23 protein-coding genes and 1 other RNA gene are annotated in these 20,065 nt (G+C 71.9%); 12 read left to right on the forward strand and 12 right to left on the reverse strand.

The genetic code is table 11. The features are described from left to right. Window positions 1-19: 19 nt before the first annotated feature. Genes BO39_RS18700 through BO39_RS18710 form a run of 3 tightly spaced genes read left to right on the forward strand, consistent with a single transcriptional unit; the run spans window position 20 to window position 1,845 of the window. Entirely contained in the window at window positions 20-232 is a 213-nt protein-coding gene (locus BO39_RS18700) for a Trm112 family protein (RefSeq protein WP_043836240.1), read from the forward strand. A gap of 6 nt (window positions 233-238) precedes the next feature. Further along, window positions 239-610, forward strand: a complete 372-nt coding sequence (locus tag BO39_RS18705) for a gamma-butyrobetaine hydroxylase family protein (protein ID WP_043836243.1) — start codon at window positions 239-241, stop codon at window positions 608-610. 32 nt (window positions 611-642) lie between these two features. Then, window positions 643-1,845 carry a NupC/NupG family nucleoside CNT transporter gene (locus tag BO39_RS18710; RefSeq protein WP_281175576.1) on the forward strand — a complete coding sequence of 401 codons (1,203 nt, stop codon included), beginning with the start codon at window positions 643-645 and terminating at the stop codon, window positions 1,843-1,845. Between the two features lie 9 nt (window positions 1,846-1,854). Here BO39_RS18710 and recR read toward each other — a convergent pair whose 3' ends face one another. The 4 genes from recR to ffs form a co-directional block, all read right to left on the reverse strand. Then, a complete protein-coding gene (recR, locus tag BO39_RS18715; protein WP_084698247.1) occupies window positions 1,855-2,499 on the reverse strand; it encodes a recombination mediator RecR in 645 nt (214 codons plus the stop codon). Window positions 2,500-2,547: 48 nt separating this feature from the next. Then, window positions 2,548-2,892 (reverse strand): YbaB/EbfC family nucleoid-associated protein, encoded by a 345-nt coding sequence (locus tag BO39_RS18720; RefSeq protein WP_043836245.1) that lies wholly within the window; start codon window positions 2,890-2,892, stop codon window positions 2,548-2,550. Window positions 2,893-2,920: 28 nt separating this feature from the next. Beyond that, window positions 2,921-4,933 (reverse strand): DNA polymerase III subunit gamma/tau, encoded by a 2,013-nt coding sequence (locus BO39_RS18725; protein ID WP_043836247.1) that lies wholly within the window; start codon window positions 4,931-4,933, stop codon window positions 2,921-2,923. A gap of 63 nt (window positions 4,934-4,996) precedes the next feature. Continuing rightward, an RNA gene (gene ffs / locus BO39_RS31235) (signal recognition particle sRNA small type) lies at window positions 4,997-5,092 on the reverse strand. A 136-nt stretch (window positions 5,093-5,228) separates the two neighbouring features. Between ffs and nudC the strand changes: the two genes are divergently transcribed. Both nudC and BO39_RS18735 read left to right on the forward strand, forming a co-directional pair. Further along, entirely contained in the window at window positions 5,229-6,164 is a 936-nt protein-coding gene (nudC, locus tag BO39_RS18730; protein ID WP_043836248.1) for an NAD(+) diphosphatase, read from the forward strand. Then, the gene (locus tag BO39_RS18735) at window positions 6,161-6,454 is read left to right on the forward strand and encodes a hypothetical protein (protein ID WP_043836251.1); all 294 of its coding nucleotides are present in this window, start codon (window positions 6,161-6,163) and stop codon (window positions 6,452-6,454) included. Before nudC ends, BO39_RS18735 begins: the two co-directional genes overlap by 4 nt. Window positions 6,455-6,487: 33 nt before the next feature. Here the strand turns inward: BO39_RS18735 and BO39_RS35155 are convergent, their stop codons facing one another. The 5 genes from BO39_RS35155 to BO39_RS18760 form a co-directional block, all read right to left on the reverse strand. Continuing rightward, complete coding sequence (locus BO39_RS35155; protein ID WP_342666330.1) at window positions 6,488-7,180, reverse strand: phosphoribosyl-ATP diphosphatase; 693 nt, start codon at window positions 7,178-7,180, stop codon at window positions 6,488-6,490. Next, window positions 7,177-7,956 (reverse strand): imidazole glycerol phosphate synthase subunit HisF, encoded by a 780-nt coding sequence (gene hisF / locus BO39_RS18745; protein WP_043836252.1) that lies wholly within the window; start codon window positions 7,954-7,956, stop codon window positions 7,177-7,179. Before hisF ends, BO39_RS35155 begins: the two co-directional genes overlap by 4 nt. Before the next feature lie 124 nt (window positions 7,957-8,080). After that, window positions 8,081-8,917, reverse strand: coding sequence for a SirB1 family protein (locus BO39_RS18750; RefSeq protein WP_043836253.1), 837 nt, complete (start codon window positions 8,915-8,917; stop codon window positions 8,081-8,083). Next, window positions 8,917-9,330, reverse strand: coding sequence for a histidine triad nucleotide-binding protein (locus BO39_RS18755; RefSeq protein WP_043836254.1), 414 nt, complete (start codon window positions 9,328-9,330; stop codon window positions 8,917-8,919). The genes BO39_RS18750 and BO39_RS18755 overlap by 1 nt, the downstream gene beginning before the upstream one ends. A gap of 89 nt (window positions 9,331-9,419) precedes the next feature. Continuing rightward, a complete protein-coding gene (locus tag BO39_RS18760; RefSeq protein WP_052402302.1) occupies window positions 9,420-11,024 on the reverse strand; it encodes a bifunctional metallophosphatase/5'-nucleotidase in 1,605 nt (534 codons plus the stop codon). A gap of 291 nt (window positions 11,025-11,315) precedes the next feature. On the opposite strand from BO39_RS18760, the gene BO39_RS18765 reads away from it, so the two are divergent. From BO39_RS18765 to BO39_RS18775, 3 genes are all read left to right on the forward strand, one after another. Further along, a complete protein-coding gene (locus BO39_RS18765; protein WP_043836255.1) occupies window positions 11,316-12,224 on the forward strand; it encodes a sulfite exporter TauE/SafE family protein in 909 nt (302 codons plus the stop codon). Then, on the forward strand, window positions 12,221-13,000 hold the full coding sequence (locus BO39_RS18770) for a TIGR02186 family protein (RefSeq protein WP_043836257.1): 780 nt from the start codon (window positions 12,221-12,223) through the stop codon (window positions 12,998-13,000). The genes BO39_RS18765 and BO39_RS18770 overlap by 4 nt, the downstream gene beginning before the upstream one ends. A 103-nt stretch (window positions 13,001-13,103) precedes the next feature. Then, window positions 13,104-13,568 (forward strand): universal stress protein, encoded by a 465-nt coding sequence (locus BO39_RS18775; RefSeq protein ID WP_043836258.1) that lies wholly within the window; start codon window positions 13,104-13,106, stop codon window positions 13,566-13,568. Window positions 13,569-13,644: 76 nt separating this feature from the next. On the opposite strand, the gene BO39_RS18780 is transcribed toward BO39_RS18775, so the two are convergent. Next, complete coding sequence (locus tag BO39_RS18780; protein WP_043836259.1) at window positions 13,645-15,192, reverse strand: GGDEF domain-containing protein; 1,548 nt, start codon at window positions 15,190-15,192, stop codon at window positions 13,645-13,647. A gap of 657 nt (window positions 15,193-15,849) precedes the next feature. On the opposite strand from BO39_RS18780, the gene BO39_RS18785 reads away from it, so the two are divergent. Together BO39_RS18785 and BO39_RS18790 are read left to right on the forward strand one after the other, a co-directional pair. Then, window positions 15,850-16,410: a NifU family protein gene (locus tag BO39_RS18785; RefSeq protein WP_043836261.1), complete on the forward strand. Its 561-nt coding sequence runs from the start codon at window positions 15,850-15,852 to the stop codon at window positions 16,408-16,410. Between the two features lie 132 nt (window positions 16,411-16,542). Further along, window positions 16,543-17,154 carry a malonic semialdehyde reductase gene (locus BO39_RS18790; RefSeq protein ID WP_043836266.1) on the forward strand — a complete coding sequence of 204 codons (612 nt, stop codon included), beginning with the start codon at window positions 16,543-16,545 and terminating at the stop codon, window positions 17,152-17,154. A 311-nt stretch (window positions 17,155-17,465) separates the two neighbouring features. Here BO39_RS18790 and BO39_RS18795 read toward each other — a convergent pair whose 3' ends face one another. Next, window positions 17,466-17,726 (reverse strand): hypothetical protein, encoded by a 261-nt coding sequence (locus BO39_RS18795; protein WP_043836268.1) that lies wholly within the window; start codon window positions 17,724-17,726, stop codon window positions 17,466-17,468. A gap of 100 nt (window positions 17,727-17,826) precedes the next feature. On the opposite strand from BO39_RS18795, the gene BO39_RS18800 reads away from it, so the two are divergent. Together BO39_RS18800 and BO39_RS18805 are read left to right on the forward strand one after the other, a co-directional pair. Then, window positions 17,827-18,750 (forward strand): LysR family transcriptional regulator, encoded by a 924-nt coding sequence (locus tag BO39_RS18800; RefSeq protein ID WP_043836270.1) that lies wholly within the window; start codon window positions 17,827-17,829, stop codon window positions 18,748-18,750. A 66-nt stretch (window positions 18,751-18,816) separates the two neighbouring features. Further along, window positions 18,817-19,080, forward strand: coding sequence for a hypothetical protein (locus BO39_RS18805; RefSeq protein ID WP_043836272.1), 264 nt, complete (start codon window positions 18,817-18,819; stop codon window positions 19,078-19,080). Window positions 19,081-19,102: 22 nt separating this feature from the next. Here the strand turns inward: BO39_RS18805 and BO39_RS18810 are convergent, their stop codons facing one another. Next, entirely contained in the window at window positions 19,103-19,819 is a 717-nt protein-coding gene (locus BO39_RS18810) for a response regulator transcription factor (protein ID WP_043836274.1), read from the reverse strand. Window positions 19,820-20,065: the final 246 nt, after the last annotated feature.

The raw sequence follows: 20,065 nt of genomic DNA on the forward strand, positions 1-20,065 counted from the left end.
GAAAGCCGAGAGAGAACCCATGAGCCAGACATCCGGTCCGTCCGCGGGCACCGAATCCCCCGCCGTCGATCCCCGCCTGCTGGAGATCCTCGTCTGCCCCGTCACCAAGGGCCCGCTGCGCTACGACCGCGGCGCCGGCGAACTGGTGAGCGAGGGCGCGGGCCTCGCCTACCCCATCCGCGACGGCATCCCCATCATGCTGCCCGACGAGGCCCGCCGCCTCGCTGACTGAGGCGTCGTGCCTACCCCCACCGAGATCCGCCTGAACCGCGCCGAACGCCGGCTGGACGTGGCCTTCGACGACGGCAGCCGCTTCCAGCTGCCGGCCGAGTACCTGCGCGTGGAGAGCCCCTCCGCCGAGGTGCAGGGCCACGGCCCCGGGCAGAAGACGCTCGTCCACGGCAAGCGGGAAGTGGGGATCGTTGCGGTGGAGCCGGTCGGCCACTACGCCGTGCGCCTCGTCTTTGACGACCGCCACGACACCGGCATCTATACCTGGGACACCCTGCACCGCCTCGGGCGCGAATACCCCGCGCGCTGGGCGGAATACGAGGCGGCGCTGGCCGCCCAGGGCCTGTCGCGCGACCTCCGCGGGAGGGGGAGGGGCTGATCCCGCTCCAGCTCCAATCCGCCCTCGGCCTGCTGGCCCTGGCCGCCCTCGCCTGGGTAGCAGGCGGCGCTGCGCGCCCCATTCCCTGGCGGGCGGTGGCGGCGGGCCTCGCCTTGCAAATCGCCCTCGGCGCCGCCCTCCTGCACATCCCGCCGCTCCGTGCCGCCTTCTCCCTCGTCGGTGACGCGGTAAACGCCCTCGCGCGCGCGACCCAGGCGGGCACGAGCCTCGTCTTCGGCTATCTCGGCGGCGCACCGCTGCCCTTCGCGGAAGCGCGGCCGGGTGGCACCTTCATCCTCTTCTTCGGGGCCCTGCCGATCGTCCTGCTGGTCGGCGCCCTCTCCGCACTGCTCTACCACTGGCGGGTGCTGCCGGGGCTCGTGCGGCTTATGTCCCGTGCGCTGCGCTCGGCCTTCGGCATCTCCGGCGCCTGCGGAGTCTCGGTCGCGGCGAATGTCTTCACCGGCATGGTGGAGGCCACGCTCTTCATCCGCCCCTGGCTGGCCAGCCTCTCCCGCTCCGAATTGCTGGTGGTCATGACCGCGGGCCTCGCGACCATCAGCGGCAACATGCTCGTCGTCTACGCCGCCATGCTCGCCAACGCCGTGCCCGACGCCGCCGGCCAGCTCCTGGCCGCCAGCCTCGTCAGCGCCCCTGCCGCCATCCTCGCCGCCCGCCTCATGATCCCCGGCGAGACCGCGCCCGAGGCCGCCGACATCGAGGCCCCGCGCCTCTACGACAGCAGCATGGACGCGCTCACCCGCGGCATCTCGGACGGGCTTTCGCTGCTGCTGAACATCATGGCCGGGCTGATCGTCTTCGTGGCGCTCGTCGCACTCATCAACATGATCCTCCAACCCCTCGCGGGCACGACGCTGGAGGCGATCGCCGGCGTCCTCCTCTGGCCGCTCGCCTTCGCCATGGGCATCGCCCCCGAGGACGCCACCGCCGCCGCCCGCCTGCTCGGCATCCGCGGCGTGGTGAACGAGTTCGTCGCCTATCTCGACATGGCCGGGGAGGGCGGCACGGCGCTAGCCCCGCGCACGAAGCTCATTCTCTCCTGGGCGCTCTGCGGCTTCGCGAACTTCGCGAGCGTCGGGATCATGGTCTCCGGCATGGGCGCCCTCTGCCCGGAGCGCCGGGCCGAGATCGTGCGCCTCGGCCTGCCCTCGCTGCTCGCCGCCACCATTGCCTGCTGCATGACCGGCGCGACGGTGGGCCTGCTGTCGCCCTGAGGCCTCCGCTCAGGCCGGCCGCCGCGCCCTCAGCGCCGCCGCCAGTGTGCCATCGTCCAGCACGTCCAGCGCCCCGCCCATCGGCACGCCCTGCGCCAGCCGCGTGACGGGCACGGAGAGCGGCCGCAGGCGGTCCACCAGATAGTGCCCGGTGGTCGCGCCCTCCACGGTCGCGGGAAGCGCGAGGATCACCTCCTCCACCTCACCGCCCGCCACGCGCTCCACCAGCGGCTGGATCGACAGATCCTCCGGCCCCACGCCCGCGAGCGCCGAGAGCGTGCCGCCGAGCACGTGGTACAGCCCACGATGCGCCCCCGCCCGTTCCAGCGCCCAGAGGTCGGACACGCCCTCCACCACGCAGACCAGCCCGCGCTCCCGCCGCGGGTCGCGGCAGACCGAGCAGGGATCGCGCGAATCGAGGTTCCCACAGACGCGGCAGGGCCGAACCGCCTCCGCCGCCGCCTCCAGCGCACTGGCCAGCGGGATCATCAGGCGCTGCGGATCCTGCAGCATCTTCAGCACCGCACGCCGTGCGGAGCGCCGCCCAAGACCCGGCAGACGGGACAGAAGATGAATGAGCTGCTCCACCGGGTCATTCGGCGGAACCGCTCCCGGGGCGGGCGCAACGCGCACGGAGGAGGCATCGAAGGGCATCCTCTTCATATGGTGATGCCGCCCCCCCTCCGCATCAGAATGGCCGCATCAGAACGGCAGCTTGAAGCCGCCCAGCCCGCCGCCGCCCATGCCCGGGATGTTCAGGCCGGAGGTCGCCTTGGACATCTCCTCCGCCATCATCGCCTCCACCTTTGCCTTCGCGTCGGCATGGGCGGCGATGATCAGGTCCTCCAGCACTTCGCGCTCATCGGCCGAGAGGAGAGAGGGATCGATCACGATGCCCTTCAGGTCGCCCTTGCCTGAGAGCGTCACGCGCACCATCCCGGCGCCCGCCTGCCCCTCCATCGTGGCGGCCTCCAGCGTCGCCTGCATCTCGGCCATCTTGGCCTGCATCTGCTGCGCCTGCTTCAGCATGTTGCCCAGGTTCTTCATCGGCGGTCCTCGCGGTCAGGAAAGGGGTTCAGGGCCGGTCCATGCCGGCGGGCTCGGCGTCGAGCGGGGCGAAGCCGGGATCGCCCTCGGCCGGAAGGTAGCCCACCTCGTCCTCCTCCACCGGCTCGCCGTCATTGGCAAGGCCGGGAAGGAGTTCGGGTGGCGGCAACCCGTAGGCATCGAGATTGGAGTCCCGCACCTCCCGGATCTGCGCGCCGGGAAAGGCCTGCATGACCGCCAGCACCAGCGGATGCGTGCCCGCCACCTCCAGACGCGCAGCCTTCGCCTCGCGCGACTGCTCGGCGATTGTCGGCTCGCCCGGCGCGTTGGAAAGCGAGACGGTCCAGCGCGCGCCCGTCGTTTCCTGCAGCAAGGCGGTGAGCTGCCCTGCAAGATCGCGCGGCGCGTCGGGCCGCGTCCGCAGCTCGATCCGCCCTTCAGCAAATTTAACGAGATGGACGCTGTGCACGAGATGCGCGTGCAGCATCGGCCTCCGCCCGGAGGCGAGCGCCACGACCTCGCGGAAAGTGGTGGGGGAGGGGGCCGGGGCTGCCACTGTCTCGGGCGGCATAGCCGGTGCCGCCTCCGCCATCACCGGCGCACCACCAGCGACGGCCCGCAGCCCGCCACCGGAAGGGGCGCCGATCGAGGCCGTGGCCACCGCGCTCGCCATAGCGCCGGCAGGCGCCGGCCCCGCGCCGCGTGGCGCCGGCCCACCGGCCTGCCCCGCCGGCGTCCCGGAAAGCCGGCGCACGATCTCGCCGGGCGTCGGCATCTCGGCCAGATGCGCTAGCCGGATGAGCACCATCTCCGCCGCCGCGCGCCGGTCGGGGCTCTCGGCCACCTCGCCGATCCCACGCAGCAGCACCTGCCAGGCGCGGCCGAGCACGGGAATCGTCAGCGTCTCCGCCAGCGCCCCGCCGCGAACCCGCTCCGTCTCGGGGATGGAGGGATCGTTCCGCAAGCCCGGCACGGCGCGAAAGCGCGTTAGAGTGTGCGTCAGCTCCGCCATGTCGGCCAGCACCACGCCGGGATCGGCGCCGCGCTCATGCGCGCGGTCCATCCCCGCCAGCAGGCCCGGCAGGTCGCCGCGCATGGCGGCCTCCATCAGGTCGAGCACGAGGGCGCGGTCGGCGAGGCCGAGCATGTCCCGCACCCCCTCCGCCGTCACGACGCCGCCCTCGGTCGGCATGGCGATCGCCTGGTCGAGCAGGGAAAGCCCGTCGCGCACCGAGCCGTCCGCCGCGCGCGCGATCATCGCCAGCGCCTCCGGCTCGATCGAGGCGCCCTCCTTCTCCGCGATGCCCGCGAAATGCGCCCGCAGCACCTCCTGCGGCACGCGGCGCAGGTCGAAGCGCTGGCAGCGCGAGAGGATGGTCGCCGGAACCTTGCGGATCTCGGTGGTGGCGAACAGGAACTTCACCTGCGGCGGCGGTTCCTCCAGCGTCTTGAGCAGCGCGTTGAACGCCGCCCCGGACAGCATGTGAACCTCGTCGAGGATGTAGACCTTGAAGCGCCCCTGGCTCGGCCGGAAGCGCACGGCCTCGCGGATCTCGCGCACGTTGTCGACGCTGTTGTTGGACGCCGCGTCCAGCTCCATCACGTCCGGGTGGCGGTCCGCCAGGATAGCGCGGCACTCCGGGCACACACCGCAGGGATCGGCTGTCGGCCCGCCCTTGCCGTCCGGCCCGATGCAGTTCAGCGCGCGGGCGATGATGCGGGCGGTGGTCGTCTTTCCCACCCCGCGCACGCCCGTCAGCATGAAGGCATGCGCCACGCGGTTCTGCGCGAAGGCGTTCCGCAGCGTGCGGACCAGCGCCTCCTGCCCGATGAGGTCGTTGAAATCCTGAGGCCGGTACTTCCGCGCCAGCACCCGATAGGGCTGCGAGGGCTCGGCGGGAGACGAGGCGGAAATCGGCGCGGGCGGAGCCGCGGCGGGAACGGGTGCCGGATCGGGATCGCCGAAGAGACCCGGTCCCTCCATCGGAGGCTCCGGCAGCTCGTCCGACGTTTCTGGCGAGAGATCGGTGTCGCTGGTCATCCGGGCCGCAGGTTTGGGGCGGCCTGGGCCGCCAGGCGATCTGATGGGGCAGGACCCCAAAGGGTGGAAGACCGACCACGACCCAGGCGTTTACCCGCCTCGGCTGCTTCCTTCCGGACCTGACCGGGTCGACGAGGCGCCCGTCCGCGACCGGCCTTCCGCGGTGGAATATGGGGGGAGGGGCCCCGAGAGTCCACCGGGGGAACCGCCCCTCAGCCACGCGGCCGCCGCGCATTGCGCCGGGGACGCACCCGTGTTGTCCCCTCCCGCCCCCCGTGCGAGGTTCCGGCCCCACATGCTCAGCATCCCCGCCAGCCGCCCGAACGCCTATACCGGCAGCCCTCTCGACCGCGTCTCGGACCGGCGGGACGACGCCGATTTCGTCGCCGCGGCCCTGGCCGACCCCGCCAGCCTCATCGCCCCCGTCTGGCGCGCGAAAAGCCTCATGCGCGGTGCCGAATCGGGCGCGCCCGAGGCCGTGCTCCTCACCCGCGAGGCCGCAGAGGCCGTGCTGATGGCCGGCGGCCCCTGGGCCCTGCTCGGCTTGCGCGAGGACGGCACCGCGGTCTTCACGGTCGATTGCAGCGCTGCCGAGGACCCGCTTCCCCTCCTGCCCGAGGGCTACGGCAGCTTCCACGACCTCCGCGCCGTCGCCGGCCTCCTGCCGCCGGGCGAGGCCTCGATGCTCGCCCATGCCCGCGGCCTGATGCACTGGCGCACCCGCCATCGCTTCTGCGGCGTCTGCGGCCAGACCTGCGAGCCGCGCTCGGCGGGGAACGCCATGTCCTGCACCGGGTGCGGCGCCCAGCACTTCCCGCGCACCGACCCCGCCGTGATCATGCTCGTGGTGGACGAGGACCGCGTGCTGCTCGGCCATTCCACGCGCTTCCCGAACAGCACGATGTACTCGACCCTCGCCGGCTTCGTGGAACCCGGCGAGAGCCTGGAGGAGGCCGTGCGCCGGGAGGTGCACGAGGAGACCGGCGTCAGGGTCGGGGAGGTGTTCTACCACTCCTCCCAGCCCTGGCCCTTTCCCGCCTCCATCATGCTCGGCTTCCACGCGGAGGCGCTGAGCCAGGAGATCACCATCGACCCGGCCGAGCTGCGCGACGCCCGGTGGTTCACCCGCGACGAGATCCGCAACCCCGAGAGCGCCGGCTTCTCCCTGCCGCGGGTCGATTCGATCGCCCGCCGCCTGATTGAGGACTGGCTGCAGGGAACCCCGGCATGACCCGCGCGCCCCTTCTCCTTCCCGTCCTGCTCATCCTCGCTGCCTGCGGTCGGAACGACCCCCTGCCGCCGGCCGATAACCCCGCCGAGGCCACCTGCCGGCGCGAGGCCGAGGCCAGCCCCGCCGCGAAGGCCGGCTATGCCCGCCTTCCTCCGGCGGACAACGTCACGCAATTCAACCGCGTAAAGGCCGAGATCGCCGCCGCGGAGCGCGCTGCCTATCTCCGCTGCATGCGCGACAAGGGCCTCGCCCCGCCGGGCGGCGTGGAGCCGGTGCGCCCGCCCGGCTGATCGTGTGCCCCGATACCGCAGGGGCGCCACTCCTCAGGCGAGTTTCGTCGTGTCGCCCGCCTTGACCACGCCCGCCGCCGAGAGGTTCTGCCGCGACGCCTTCTCGGCGATGCCGCTGATCCCCTCGCGCCGGACGAGTTCCGCCCAGACCTGCTCCGGCCGGATGCCCGCATCCACCCAGACGACGATGAGGTGGTAGAGGAGGTCCGCGCTCTCGCAGATGAGGGCGCCGCGGTTACCGGCCATCGCCTCGATCACCGTCTCCACCGCCTCCTCGCCGAGCTTCTGCGCGACCTTGGCCGTGCCGCGCGCCAGCAGGCGGGCGGAGTGGGAGGTCTCGACATTGCCCGAGAGGCGCCGCTCCTCCACCGCCGCCCAGAGCCGGTCCAGCACTGCCGGCACGGGATCCCCGGCGGGCTGATCGAGCGGCGCGAGGTGCCGCGCCTCCGCCCGGCGCACGCGCTTGGGCGGCTGGGCGAGGGTGTCGATGGGCGCATCCGCCAGGTCCGCCGGCACGGGCAGCGGCTTATGGACGCGAAGGTCCTCCTTCCACTGCGCGGGCTTCAGCTTCGGCGCCTTCGCCTTGCTCTTGACCGACACCTTGGCGGCGCCCGCCTTGGCCTTCGCCGGCCCGCGCTTCGGCTTGGCCGCGGCCTTGCGCGGCCGGACCGCCTCCTCCGCCGCAGCCGGCTTCTTGGCCTTGGACTTCGCTGCCTTGCCCATCATGCCGCCTCCCGCGGTTCGGCCGCCGGTCGTACCGGCCAGCCCTTCGCCGCCAACGCCGCCTTCGCCTCGGAGATGCGGAAATGGCCGTAGTGGAAAATGCTCGCCGCCAGCAGGCCGGTCGCGCCGGCCGCCGCCCCCTCGGCGAAATGATCGAGCGTGCCCACGCCGCCGGAGGCGACGACCGGCAGCCGCACCGCCGCGCGCACGGCGCGCAGCAGGTCGAGGTCGAAGCCCTCCCCGGTGCCGTCGCGGTCCATCGAGGTCAACAGGATCTCCCCCGCGCCCAGGCCCTCCACCCGCCGCGCCCACTCGACGGCATCCACCCCCGTCTCCCGCCGCCCGCCATGGGTGAAGATCTCCCAGCGGCCCGAGGCCACCCGGCGCGCGTCCACCGCCACCACGATTGCCTGGGAACCAAAGGCCTCCGCGCCCCGCCGCACCAGATCCGGGTCGGCCAGCGCCGCGGAATTGATGGAGACCTTGTCGGCCCCGGCCAGCAGCAGCGCCCGCATGTCCTCCACGCTGCGCACGCCGCCGCCGACGGTCAGCGGGATGAACACCTCGGCCGCCGTGCGGGAGACGACGTCGAGCATCGTCCCGCGGTTCTCATGCGTCGCCCCGATGTCGAGGAAGGTGATCTCGTCCGCCCCCTCGCGGTCATAGGCGCGCGCCTGCTCCACGGGGTCGCCGGCGTCGCGCAGGGCCACGAAGTTCACGCCTTTCACGACGCGGCCGTCCTTCACGTCCAGGCAGGGGATCACGCGCAGGGCGAGCACGGGGGTCTCCTTCTCGATAGCAGGCGATTGCGCTGCCCAGGGGGACGGGTCAAGCAACCTTGAGAGGGGAAACCCTCCTGGCCGGTAATATCGTGCGCCGGGGCAACAAAGGTGGCCCGCGGCCCTAGTGAAGGCGCGCGCGCCACTCCTCGATCATCTCCCGCCCGCGCGAGGAGGCCTCGCCCGTGGGAATCAGGGCGATGAAGCGCTCCATGTCCTCGATGGCGGCGCCCAGGTGGCCGAGCCGCGCGTTCATCACCGCCGCCTCCCGCCAGAGCGGCGAGGCATCGGGCGCAAGGCGCAGCATGTCGGCCGTGCAGGCCAGCGCTCCCTCCACGTCCTCGTCGCGAAGCCGGCGCAGGCGGATGTTCGTCTGCAGGCGCAGCAGCACGGCCCGGCGGCTCATCGGCGCCAGCATCCCCGGCCGCAGCTCCGCCGCCGGCCCCTCCACCCGCTTGATGAGGGCGCGCAGCGCGGGCACCGGCAGGGGCGTGCCGCCGCCGAAGGGGTCCACCACCACGGATCCCGCCTTCTGCGCGCCATCGAGCGCGACGAGGAAGTGCCCCGGGAAGTCCAGGCCGCGCGCCGGCCAGCCCGCAGCCTCCGCCACGTGCAGCCAGAGAAGGCCGATGGCCACGGGCAGCCCGCGCCGCCGCTCCGTTACGCGGATGAGGTTCGCGTTGCGTAGGTCGTCGTAGGTCTCGGCATCGCCGGCATAGCCGGCCTCCTCGTGGATCACACGGGCGATCAGCGCGCGCCGCTCCTCCGCCTCACGCGGCGCCTCCTGCGAGAGAACGCTGCGCACCAGCGCCGAGAGCCGGCCTTCCGCCGCGCGCCAGTCTGCCCCGGGCGCGTCGATGCGCGCGAATTGCAGCGCGACCGCCCCGAGGTCCAGCTCGTCGTCCGGCAGCCGCCCGGCCGCCTCGATCGCGGCCCGCGCCTCGGCGATGGAGTCGGGCATCAGCGCTCCGCCGCGGGCGCTGTGCGCTCCGCCGCGGGCAGCATGCGGCCCAGGCGCTGGCCACCGAAGAGGTGCACATGGAAATGCGGCACCTCCTGCCCGCCCTCCGAGCCCATATTCGTCAGGGCACGAAAGCCGCGTTCCTCCAACCCCAGCTCCCGCGCCACGCGGCCCACGGCGCGCCAGAAGCCCGCGATCTCGGCGTCGGAGGCGCTGGCGCTGAAATCCGCGATCGATACGTAGCGTCCGCGGGGGATGACCAGCACGTGCACCGGCGCCAGCGGGTTGATGTCGTGGAAGGCGACCGCGTACTCGTCCTCGTGCACCCGCCGGCTCGGGATCTCGCCGCGCAGGATGCGGGCAAAGATGTTCGTGTCGTCGTAGGGGGGCAGGCCGGAGACAGGGGCGGGCATCGGGGTTCCTCGCAGCGGGTGCCCTCATCGGGCGCCCTTTCGTGGGGCGCCGCCGCGCGCAGCGCAAGGCCCGGCACCGCGCGAGATCCTCAGCGCCGCGCGATCCGCCCGTCCAGCACCGGCGCCACGCGGCCGCGCGCGGCGAGGTGGTCCGCCAGCACGTCCTCCAGCGGCGAGCCGTCGTCATAAGCCTCCAGCGCCGCGTCGCGCAGCACGCCGTAGCCGTCACTGCCGGCGCGCATGAAGTTGTTCGTCACCACGCGGTAGGCCCGGTCAGGATCGAGCAGCCCCTCGGCCGTCCGCGCCTCCACCAGGCGCCGGCCCGGGGGGGCATTGGGGTCGATGACCAGGCGCAGCCCCGCCACCTGCGGGAAGCGGCCCGCCAGCGCCGGCAGGCGCGACAGCCCGTTCTCCAGCGCCTCCGCCAGCGCGCCGCCGCGGATGGTCAGCGTCGCCAGCGTGTTGCCGAAGGGCAGCACGGCCAGCACGTCGCCATAGGTGAGAGGGCCGGCGGGCAGCGAGGCGCGCAGCCCGCCCCCGTTCACCACCGCGATCTCCGCCCCCGGCGTCGCCGCCAGCGCGGCCTCGGCCACGAGGCTACCCAGCGCGCATTCCCCGTCCCGGCAGCCCGCATCGGGGAAGGGGCCCTCCGCCAGACCAACCGGCCGCCGCCTCACCTCGCCGAGCGGCCCGGCATACTCTGCCACGACCGCCGCCACCGCCGGGTCCTCGGGCACGTCGGGCCCGATCGGCCGTACCGCGCCGCCATGCGCCGCCACGCGCCCGTCCGCCGCCAGGTCAAGGTCCATCCGGCCAAGATAGCGGCCGTGGCAGGCGACCGTCGCGATCCGCACGTCCCGCCCCTTGCCCGCGATCATCAGCGGGCTCGGCCCCACGGCGCCCGGAAGGCCGTTTGCCAGCAGGAGGTGGGAATGGCCGCCGATGATCGCGTCGATCCCCTCCACCTCGGCCGCGAGCTGCCGGTCCGCGGGAAGGCCGAGATGCGACAGCACCACCACCGTGCCCACCCCCTGCCGTCGCAGCGCGAAGGCCGCGCGGTCGGCGGCCTCCATGGGGTCGGTGAAGCGCAGCCGCGGCCCCGGGGAGGATGAATTGGCCGTCTCCGGCGTGGTCAGCCCCACCACCCCGATCCGCGCCCCGTTCGACTCGAGAACGGTGAAGGCACTCACCCGGTCCCGCAGCAGCGGCTCCCCGCTCGTGTCGAGATTCGCCGAGAGAAGGGGGAAGGGCACCGCCGCCGCGTAGCGCGCGAGGTTCTCCGGCCCGTTGTCGAACTCGTGGTTGCCGAGCGACATGGCCATGGTGCCGACCGCCCGCTGCACCGCCGCCTCCGCCAGGCCCCGGTGGACGGTGTAGTAGAGGCTGCCCATGAACTGGTCGCCCGCGTCCAGCAGGAAGGGCGCACGGCCCTCGGTCAGGGTGGCTGCGCGGGCCTCGCGCATGGCCCCGGCCAGCCGCGCGGCGCCGCCGGCGCAGGGGCGCCCCTCCCGGCAAACGGCCCCGCCCTCCGAGACGCCGTCGTGCTTTGAGTGGAAGTCGTTCATGTGGATGAGCGCGATTCGCGCCCCCTCCGCCGCCAGCGCCCGCCGAATCGCAGGCGCCGCGAGAGGAAGGCCGGCCGCCGCGCCGAGCAGTCGGCGGCGGGAGAGCGGGAAGTGGTGCGCGTGCCGCATAGATGCCCTTTTCACCGGGAAGGATGCCCGGCCTGCAAGGTCGCCGGCCGTGCCCCGTGGTCGGCCGCGCCCCTTCGTACGGCCCGGTGTAGCGCCATCGTGCGCCGCACCGGAATGCTGCTTGCAGGACGGCCGGGGCGGGTTCACAGGATGGTCACCCGTCCGGCCCAGACTGCCGCCTCCTCCAGCCGCGCCATGCGCGGCCCGCCCGCGCGCGGCCCGCGCGGAACCAGCACGCCCCGGCCCCCGCAGCGGGGGGAGGGGACGGAGAAGGCACCGGGCGGAACGCGAATGCCGGTCTACCTGCCGATCGCCGAGATGTCGGTCGATGCCCTGCTGCTGCTGGGCATCGGGCTCGGCGTGGGCTGGCTCTCGGGCCTCTTCGGCGTCGGCGGCGGCTTCCTGCTGACGCCGCTGCTCATCCTTATCGGCATCCCCGCGCCCGTCGCGGTCGCCTCGGGCGCGAACCAGACGCTCGGCGCCTCCGTCTCCGGCCTCATTGCCCAGTGGCGGCGCGGCAACGTCGATGCGCGCATGGGCTGCGTGCTCCTCGTCGCGGGCCTCGCGGGGTCGGCGGCCGGCACGCAGCTCTTCGTGCTGCTCAAGCGGCTCGGCCAGATCGACCTCGCGGTCTCGCTCTTCTACGTCGTCGTCCTCGGCACGGTGGGCCTGCTGATGGTGCGGGAAAGCCTCCGCGCCATCGTCAGGCGCAGGCGCGCCCTGCCGGCGAGAACGCACCAGCACTCCTGGCTGCACGGCCTGCCCTTGAAGATGCGCTTCCGCAAGTCGCGCCTCTACATCTCGATCATCCCGCCGGCGATGATCGGCTTCGGGATCGGCGTGCTCTCCTCCATTATGGGCGTGGGCGGCGGCTTCATGCTCGTGCCCGCCATGATCTACCTCCTGGGCATGCCGACGACGACGACGATCGGCACCTCGCTCTTCCAGGTCACCTTCGTCAGCGCCAACGTCACGCTTCTCCAGGCGCTCCAGACCGGCTCGGTCGATATCGTCCTCACCCTGCTGCTGCTGACGGGCGGCGTGGCGGGCGCCCAGTTCGGCGCCGCCATGGGCACGAAGCTGCGGGGCGAGGAGACGCGGGCGCTGCTCGGGCTGCTCGTGCTGACGGTCGCGGCGGGGCTGCTCTGGGGCCTGCTGGTGACGCCGGCCAGCCTCTACCTCATGGGCCCGGCGACGTGACGCTTCCGCGCGCCGCCCTTCTCACCCTGCTGTTGCTCGCCGCCCCGCCCGCCCTGGCCCAGCGCGAGCCACCGCCCGCCCCGCCGCCCTTCGCCGGCCCGGCACTCGCGGCGGAGCTCGGCCAGGACCGCATCGCCGTGGACACGAGCTTCACCGGCGCGGACCTCCTCGTTTTCGGCGCGACCGACCGGCTGCTCGGCCCCGCGGGGGACAACGTGGTCATCCTCGGCCTCGGCCCGCCGCGGGACGTGGTGGTGCGGCGCCGCGTCCGCTGGCTCGGTCTCTGGGTGAACGGCCCTTCCGCCCGCTTCCAGGAGGTGCCGAACTACTACGCCGTCGCCGCCACTGCCCCCGTCGCCGGCCTGCTCGAGGAACCCGCCCGGCGCGAGCGGCGCCTGGGCCTCGACGTGCTGACCGCCCGCCTGCCAGGGCCCCGCGATCCGCGCTTCCGCACCGCCCTCATCGACCTCAAGCGCGCCTCCCGGCTCTGGAACGAGGAGGAGAGCCCGGTGGAGATCTCCGGCGGCCGCCTCTTCCACGCGCGCCTGCCGCTGCCCTCCACCATCGCGACGGGGGACTACATCGTGCAGGTCATGCTCGTGCGCGGGAACCGCATCATCGCCCGCCAGGAACTGCCCTTCCGGGTGGACCGGGTGGGCGCCACCGCCCGCATCGCCGACGTCTCCCGCCGCCTGCCGCTGGCCTATGGCCTGGCCTGCATCGCGCTGGCGGCCTTCGCGGGCTGGCTGGGCAGCGTGATCTTCCGCCGTGGCTAGGGGCGCTGCCCCTGCCGTCCCGCTTGCCTCGCCCACCCCCGCTGGCCGATCCTCCCGACCGCCGGCATCCTCGGACCCGGCGATCCCCGCCTCAGGAGCCCCGATGCCGCAGGACCGCGTCTTCCTCGTGGTGGTCGACGACAGCCCCGAACGGGCGGTCGCGCTGCGCTACGCCTGCCTGCGCGTCCGCAAGTCCGGCGGCCGGGTGGCCTTGCTGCGCATCACCGAGCCCGTGGGGCTGCAGGAATGGGCGGGCGTCGGCGCCCTCATGCAGGAGGAGCGGCGCCAGGAGGCCGAGCAGCTCCTCTCGGCCCTGGCTGCCCAGGTGCAGGAGATCACCGGCGGCCTGCCCACCATGCTTATCCGCGAGGGCGATCCGGTGGAGGAGGTGCTCGGCGCCCTCGAGGAGGACCGGCGCATCTCCATTCTCGTCCTCGCCACCGCGACCGAGGGAGGGCCGGGGCCCCTGGTCACCGCGCTCGCGGGCCGCCACGCCGGGCGGCTTCGCTGCCCCCTGACCATCGTGCCTGGCGGCCTGGACGATTCAGAACTGGACCGTGTGACCTAGGGTAGGACCCGATAAATCCATCCGGTGCTTGATCCGGGTGGAAGGCTCCCACGGCCGGAGATGCTGGCGGCTTGGGTCAGCCCGCTTCTACCCGCGTTGTCTCTGACCGGCGCGCGTTGCCCTTGAGCCGTTTGGCCTCGTAGAGGCGTGAGTCTGCAAGAGCAATGGCTTCTGCAATCGTCGCCGCCTCTTCCGGCATCAACGCGACCCCGAGGCTGCACCCGAGCGAGAGCCGCCCAGCCGACCTCGGCACGCCCGCCTGCAGCATGGCGTTCAGTCTCGCCCCTACCTCCAGCGCGGCTTGTGCGCTGCCACCCGCGGAGGGAAAGACGAGGACGAACTCGTCGCCGCCCGTGCGGATTGCCACGTCCTCCTTGCGGAGATTGTCGCGCAGCCAGACCCCGATGGCACGCAGCACATCGTCCCCGGCGGCGTGGCCGTAGCGGTCGTTGATCGGCTTGAAGCCGTCGAGGTCGAGGGCTGCTACTGCGTAGCCGTGCACCTTCCCCCTGTGCTCCTCATGCCAGGCTTCAAAGCCTGCGCGATTCAGTAGGCCGGTCAGCGGGTCGCGCCAGGCCTGGTCGCGCAAGGCCTCCAATCGGGCTACGACGTTTCGCGGGCCACCCTGGCCTCCTCCCGCACCCAGCGCCGCCTCGATCCGGCCCGCGATCCGCCCGGCGACCAGCCCGCCCATAACGGCCAGTCCGAGGGTCGCGGCGCCTAGCCAGAGGGTAAAGGAATTCAACCGGGCGAGCACGGCGTTGCGGTCTGTTTCGGCAAGGACGGTCCAGCCGAGGCTCGGACGGTCGGGATCGCCGTCCGTGCGTGCCCGGGCGAGGATCACGGCTCGCCCGTCCGACCCTGTGGCCTCCTGCCAGCGGCGCGCGTGCGGCCCGGTCAGCGGGGCGGGATCCTGAACCCAGGCGCGGCCGCGCTCCGCCTCGAGGCCAAGCAGTACGGTGCCGTCGGCGGCCAGAATCCGCAGCGTCATCGGCGGCTGGGCCGGGGCGAGGCTCATCACCTCGCGTCGCACGACGTCGGCCCAGCGCCAGGTGAGATGGCCTGACACGACGCCGAGCACCCGTCCATCCGGCGACCGGACCGGGGCCGCGGCATCGATGAAATAGGCGTTCTCCCCACCGCCCTGTTCCGAAGGCAGCAGCCGGGCCAGCAGCACGGCGGGATGCACGTCACCGAGGTGGAGCCCGGCGAGACCAGGCTTGAACCAGGGCCGGGAGGACACGTCCACACCCTCCAGCAGCCCACCCGTGGCGGCGATGACCCGTCCATCCGCTCCAACGAAGCCGATCCAGGAGAAGGTGGGGGAGCGGAGGCGGAGAGCCTCCAGCAGGCGGCGGGCGGCGGCAGGCTCTGCGGGCTCTCGCTCAAAAGTCTCGAAGCGGGCGAGGAGGCCGACATCGGCGGCCCATTCCGAAAGCCCGGCGTCCAAGCGCCGCGCCATGGCGTCGGCATAGCCGACCATCCTCTCCCCGGCTTCCGCGATGGCCAGCTTACGCTCCTCCCGGAGCAGCAGCGCCGAAACGGCGCCGCCCACGAGCCCGAAAACGAGCGCGACAATGAGGCCGTGACGCCAGTTGACGCCAAGCCGGAGCGTCATCCGCATAGGTCACTCCGCGCTACCAGGCAGGCGGGATACCAGCCGTGGTGGGTTGTATCGCAGGTCGTTCACGACACGCAATTGTTCATGATCAGTTGATCGAAAGAGGTTACGAATTGATATTGACACCGCCTCCGGTGCGCCCGCTGCAGCGGGAAACAACCCTTCTTATGAGCAAACTGGCCGCTGTCTCGTGCGCCGTGTGCCCGGCATCGTTCGGCTCGCCCACTCGGTATGGGTGCAGTTGAGCGCGGTGACAGCTGAAGCAGGTAGAAGACGATATAGCGCGGCCCGTCGCCAGCTGGAGCGCCATGCCCGCGCATCCCACGGCAAGTGACCTGGAGGCTGCCGCTGGATGTGCGCTGGTCATCGATCGGCGGTACCCCGTACTAGGGGGAGAGTAGGATCTGCTTCATCGGAACAGTCTCTCCGTAAGTGGGAACAGATCAGCCATGGCCGCCCCTCCAGCCACGATGGAGGCTGCCATTCGGATCAAGCGACAGGCCAGAGTAACGAACCCTGCCCTCAGGCGAATTTGCCCATTTGAGAAGCGCGGCCCGGCCCTGCGCCGCGCAACGGTTGCAGCCGGCCGTGGCCTGCCCCACATCCCCGGGCTGACGGCGGTACCCCGTGCCGAAGCACCCGCCGCAAAAGGGATCCCCGATGTTTATCGAGACCGAGGCGACGCCGAACCCCGCGACGCTCAAGTTCCTGCCCGGCCAGCCCGTCATGGGCGACCGCGGCACCGCTGACTTCATCTCCGCCGAGACCGCGGATCGCTCTCCCCTCGCCGCCCGCCTGTTCGAGCTGGAGGGCGTGGCCCGCGTCTTCCTGGGCGCCGACTTCGTCACCGTGACCAAGTCCGGCAGCACCGACTGGTCCGCCCTGCGCCCGCAGGTGCTCGGCGCCATCATGGAGCACGCCATGGCCGGCCGCCCCGTCATGGCCGGTGACGAGGCCGAGGAGGACGAGGACACCGACCCCGCGGATGCCGAGGTCGTCGCCCAGATCAAGGAGCTGCTGGATACCCGTGTGCGCCCGGCCGTCGCCGGCGATGGCGGCGACATCGTCTTCCGCGGCTTCCGCGACGGGGTGGTGAAGCTGCGCATGCAGGGCGCCTGTTCCGGCTGCCCTTCCTCCCGCGCGACGCTGAAGCACGGTGTCGAGAACATGCTGCGCCACTACGTGCCCGAGGTGGTGGCGGTGGAGCAGGTGGAGGCCTAGCGGCTTTCCCCGTGGTGGAAGCCTGAGGGCTTCCACCGTCCGCGTCATTCACCCGCGTGATCGCCACGATGACGCAGGGTGACTGGTAGCGGGACGCCTTCGGGAGGATGTTGGGGGCAAGGAGATCCTCTCATGCCCGATACCAACCTTCCCCCCGATGTCCGGCTGAACGACGCCGCCCTCGACCGCATCTTCCGCCAGGCCCGCACGGCCAATGCCTGGCAGGACCGACCGGTGCCGGACTCGCTCCTGCGCGAACTCTACGAGACCGTCGCCCTTGGCCCGACGAGCGCCAACCAGAGCCCCGGTCGCTTCCTCTTCGCCCGCACGCCCGAGGCTCGCGAGAAGCTGCTCGGCGTCGTCTCCGCCGGCAACCAGGAGAAGACGCGCACCGCCCCGGTGACGGTGATCGTGGCCTACGACCCCGCCTTCTACGAGTACCTGCCGCGCCTCTTCCCGCACGCCGACGCGAAGTCCTGGTTCACCGGCAAGCCGGAATTCGCCGAGCGCAGCGCCTTCATGAACAGCACGCTCCAGGCGGCCTACCTCATCCTCGCCGCCCGCGCCCTTGGCCTCGACGCCGGGCCGATGGGCGGCTTCGACGCCGAGAAGACGAACGCGATGTTCTTCGCCGAGAGCGGGTGGAAGGCCACCATGCTGATCAACCTCGGCTATGGCGACCACTCCAAGACCTTCGGCCGCCTGCCGCGCCTGCCCTTCGATGAGGCAGTGGTCTTGGCCTGATAGAGCGGTCATTGGCGACTCCGGGGAGAGGAAGAAGGGTTTCTTCCTCTTCCCGGACCCCTCACCATCACCTTTTTCTTCGAGTTCAGGATGCCTTGCGCGCGGTGCGCCTCGGGTCACCGACTGGAGGCGACGCCACGCACAGGAAGAGCGCTAAGGGGAGCCGGCCTCGAATTAATGCATCCGCGCCAGCCGGGTGGAGATTTAAGAGGCTCAGGCCATTGGCGGGACGGGATGAACGCTGCGCGTTCATCCGGTAGGTCCGGAGAGGGCAAAGCCCCCTCCAGCGCCGCCGCCCAGCACACCGGCCCTCAGGCGCGCGCCAGAAGCGCCTGCCCCGCCTCCGTCAGAAGCACTCTCGTATCCCCGCCGGTCGTCGCGTCGCCGGATTCCAGCCGGACAAGGTGCCCTGCCGTCGCATCCTCCCAGACCGGCAGGCGTGGGCAGGAGGTGCGCCAGGCCTCCATCGTCTCCGTGTAGCCGCGCGGCCGATCCGCAACCCAGGCGAGAAATTGCAGCAGGAGGTAGGCGGCGGGATCAGGCCTCGCCTCCAAGGTGGCGGTGTGAACCATCGGATTGCCTCCTGGCAGAGGAAGGATCCCTTCGTAGCACTTGTGGCGCCATGCCGCGCAGCGCGTTCACATCCTGAGATTGATACCTTAGAAGTATGGCATGATCGAGTTGCGCCGCCTCCGCGCCTTCGTCGTCACCGCGGAGGAGGGGCATGTGACCCGCGCGGCGGAGCGTCTCGGCATGCAGCAGCCCCCGCTCACCCGCCTGCTGCGTGGCCTTGAGGAGGAGTTGGGCACCTTGCTCCTGCGCCGCCTGCCACGTGGCGTGGAGCCGACGGAGGCGGGGCTGGTGTTCCTGGAGGAAGCGCGCGCGGTGCTCGCCCGCGCTGCAATGCTCGAGGAGAACGTTCGCCGGGCCGCGCGCGGCGAGGCGGGGCGGCTCGCTGTCGGCTTCACCAGCTCAGCGGCGCTGCATCCCTTCGTGCCCGCCGTGCTGCGCCACTTTCGGGAGGCCTTGCCGGGCGTGCGGATGGAACTGGACGAGGCCGGCACGGCGGAACTGGTGGAGCACGTGCTGCTCGGCCGCCTGGACGCGGCCTTCGTGCGCTCCCCCGTCGGAACAGTGGGCGGGCTGGCAGTCGAACTCGTGCTGGAGGAGCCGATGCTGGCGGCGCTTCCTGCCGGCCATCCCCTCTCACTGCCGGAGGGGCCGCCGCTGCCGCTCGCGTCCCTCGCTGGCGAGGCCTTCATTCTCTACCGTCGGAAGGCCGGTCCAGGGCTCTACGACTCCATCCTGGCCGCCTGCCGCGAGGCCGGCTTCACCCCGGCGATCGCGCAGGAGGCGCCGCGGTTGCCCGCGACACTGAGCCTCGTCGCCGCCGGGCTCGGGATTTCCGTGGTGCCGGCCTCCATGCGGCGCCTGGCGGTGGCGGGCGTCGCCTATCGCGCGCTGGAGGGGCGCCCGGGCCTCTCAGCCCCGGTGCACCTCGTTCGGCGCCGGACTGGCCTGACCGCCATCGCCGTGGGGTTCCGGAACACCGTGCGCTCGGCCGCGGCCGCGCTGCGGGAACCCGGCGGCGCCTGAACCGGTGGGCCGGCAACCACGAGCACGGGCCCTCGTTCGCCCCACCTGAACCCGGGGGCGATATCCATGATCCGACCGCTGCTGATCCCCGCCCTGCTGGCGCTCGGCGCCCTGCCAGCCCTGGCGCGCCTGCCGACGCCGGCGGAGCAGGGTGGAATCGAGGCCGCGCTGCGGGGCGCCGGCTATGTCAGCTGGGAAAGCATCGACGTGCCGCCGGCGGGTGGGCGGATTGTGGTCGAGGGAGCCCGTCGCGCACCGGACGGTCCGGCGCGCCTGGTGCTGGTCGAACCCGCGACGATGCGGGTGACGGAGGAGGTGCCGGCGCGCTGACGCCCCGGCACCACGAAGCGCCTCAGGCTGCGACGCGGCCCGCCTGCGGGTCGAGCCGATAGCCGCCGCCCTCGGTGAGCAGCAGCGAGGCCGTCGCCGGATCCGGCTCGATCTTCTGCCGGAGACGATAGATATGCGTCTCCAGCGTGTGGGTCGTGACCGCGGCGTTGTAGCCCCAGACCTCGTTCAGCAGGATCTGCCGGCCCACGGGCCGCCCGCCGGCGCGGTAGAGGAACTTCAGGATCGCGCATTCCTTCTCGGTCAGGCGGATCCGTCGGTTGCGCTGGGTGTCCTGCAGCATCTTCGCGGAGGGCCGGAAGGTATAGGGCCCGATCACGAAGACCGCGTCCTCCGAGTTGTCGAAGACGCGGAGTTGGGCGCGGAGTCGCGCAATCAGTTCCATGATGCGGAACGGCTTGGCGATGTAGTCGTTGGCCCCCGAATCGAGGCCCCGAACCACGTCGTGCTCCGCATCGGCGCCGGTCAGCATGATGATCGGCACCTTGATGCCGGTCCGCCGGAGCTCCGTGCAGAGATCGCGACCATCGCCGTCAGGCAACCCGATATCGAGCAGCACGGCGTCGAAGCGCGCCCCGTCGGCGAGCAGGATCTGGCCTGCTTCCGCCATGGTTCCGGCCTCGCGGGGGGCGAATTCACCATCCACCGCCAGCTGCTCGACCAGAGTCGCGCGCAGCGCCTGGTCGTCGTCCACGATCAGGATCGGACGTGGGTCCGACATGCAGCCTCCCGTTGAAGGTCTGTCCGGACCGACCACCGAAACGGCAATCCCGGAACTGTGAGGCCCGATATGGGGCCAAGGAGCCTGTACCGGCAAGTCTTGGCTCTCTTTTTCGTGGGGGTTGATGGCTCTTGCCCCATTTCGCGTCGCGACTGCCCCCTTTTGGACACGGCCCGAACCCCATATTGGCAGCGCAGGGCCGGGCGGTGCGATCGCGTATCGTTATGGTTGCCCGTTCCGGCTGGC

This window comes from Roseomonas aerilata DSM 19363 (assembly GCF_000711725.1).
GTDB classification, from domain to species: Bacteria; Pseudomonadota; Alphaproteobacteria; order Acetobacterales; family Acetobacteraceae; genus Roseomonas; species Roseomonas aerilata.

Excerpts from the sequence above, each read along its gene's own strand:
- BO39_RS18750 (WP_043836253.1), bottom strand. The coding sequence starts at position 8,917 with ATGCCCGACTCCATCGCCGAGGCGCGGGCCGCGATCGAGGCGGCCGGG.
- BO39_RS18805 (WP_043836272.1), top strand. The coding sequence starts at position 18,817 with ATGATCCGACCGCTGCTGATCCCCGCCCTGCTGGCGCTCGGCGCCCTG.
- BO39_RS18755 (WP_043836254.1), bottom strand. The coding sequence starts at position 9,330 with ATGCCCGCCCCTGTCTCCGGCCTGCCCCCCTACGACGACACGAACATC.
- BO39_RS18800 (WP_043836270.1), top strand. The coding sequence starts at position 17,827 with ATGATCGAGTTGCGCCGCCTCCGCGCCTTCGTCGTCACCGCGGAGGAG.
- recR (WP_084698247.1), bottom strand. The coding sequence starts at position 2,499 with ATGCCCTTCGATGCCTCCTCCGTGCGCGTTGCGCCCGCCCCGGGAGCG.
- BO39_RS18735 (WP_043836251.1), top strand. The coding sequence starts at position 6,161 with ATGACCCGCGCGCCCCTTCTCCTTCCCGTCCTGCTCATCCTCGCTGCC.
- BO39_RS18720 (WP_043836245.1), bottom strand. The coding sequence starts at position 2,892 with ATGAAGAACCTGGGCAACATGCTGAAGCAGGCGCAGCAGATGCAGGCC.
- BO39_RS18795 (WP_043836268.1), bottom strand. The coding sequence starts at position 17,726 with ATGGTTCACACCGCCACCTTGGAGGCGAGGCCTGATCCCGCCGCCTAC.
- BO39_RS18765 (WP_043836255.1), top strand. The coding sequence starts at position 11,316 with ATGCCGGTCTACCTGCCGATCGCCGAGATGTCGGTCGATGCCCTGCTG.
- BO39_RS18775 (WP_043836258.1), top strand. The coding sequence starts at position 13,104 with ATGCCGCAGGACCGCGTCTTCCTCGTGGTGGTCGACGACAGCCCCGAA.
- BO39_RS35155 (WP_342666330.1), bottom strand. The coding sequence starts at position 7,180 with ATGATGGGCAAGGCAGCGAAGTCCAAGGCCAAGAAGCCGGCTGCGGCG.
- BO39_RS18760 (WP_052402302.1), bottom strand. The coding sequence starts at position 11,024 with ATGCGGCACGCGCACCACTTCCCGCTCTCCCGCCGCCGACTGCTCGGC.
- BO39_RS18810 (WP_043836274.1), bottom strand. The coding sequence starts at position 19,819 with ATGTCGGACCCACGTCCGATCCTGATCGTGGACGACGACCAGGCGCTG.
- BO39_RS18725 (WP_043836247.1), bottom strand. The coding sequence starts at position 4,933 with ATGACCAGCGACACCGATCTCTCGCCAGAAACGTCGGACGAGCTGCCG.
- BO39_RS18700 (WP_043836240.1), top strand. The coding sequence starts at position 20 with ATGAGCCAGACATCCGGTCCGTCCGCGGGCACCGAATCCCCCGCCGTC.
- nudC (WP_043836248.1), top strand. The coding sequence starts at position 5,229 with ATGCTCAGCATCCCCGCCAGCCGCCCGAACGCCTATACCGGCAGCCCT.
- BO39_RS18780 (WP_043836259.1), bottom strand. The coding sequence starts at position 15,192 with ATGCGGATGACGCTCCGGCTTGGCGTCAACTGGCGTCACGGCCTCATT.
- BO39_RS18790 (WP_043836266.1), top strand. The coding sequence starts at position 16,543 with ATGCCCGATACCAACCTTCCCCCCGATGTCCGGCTGAACGACGCCGCC.
- BO39_RS18785 (WP_043836261.1), top strand. The coding sequence starts at position 15,850 with ATGTTTATCGAGACCGAGGCGACGCCGAACCCCGCGACGCTCAAGTTC.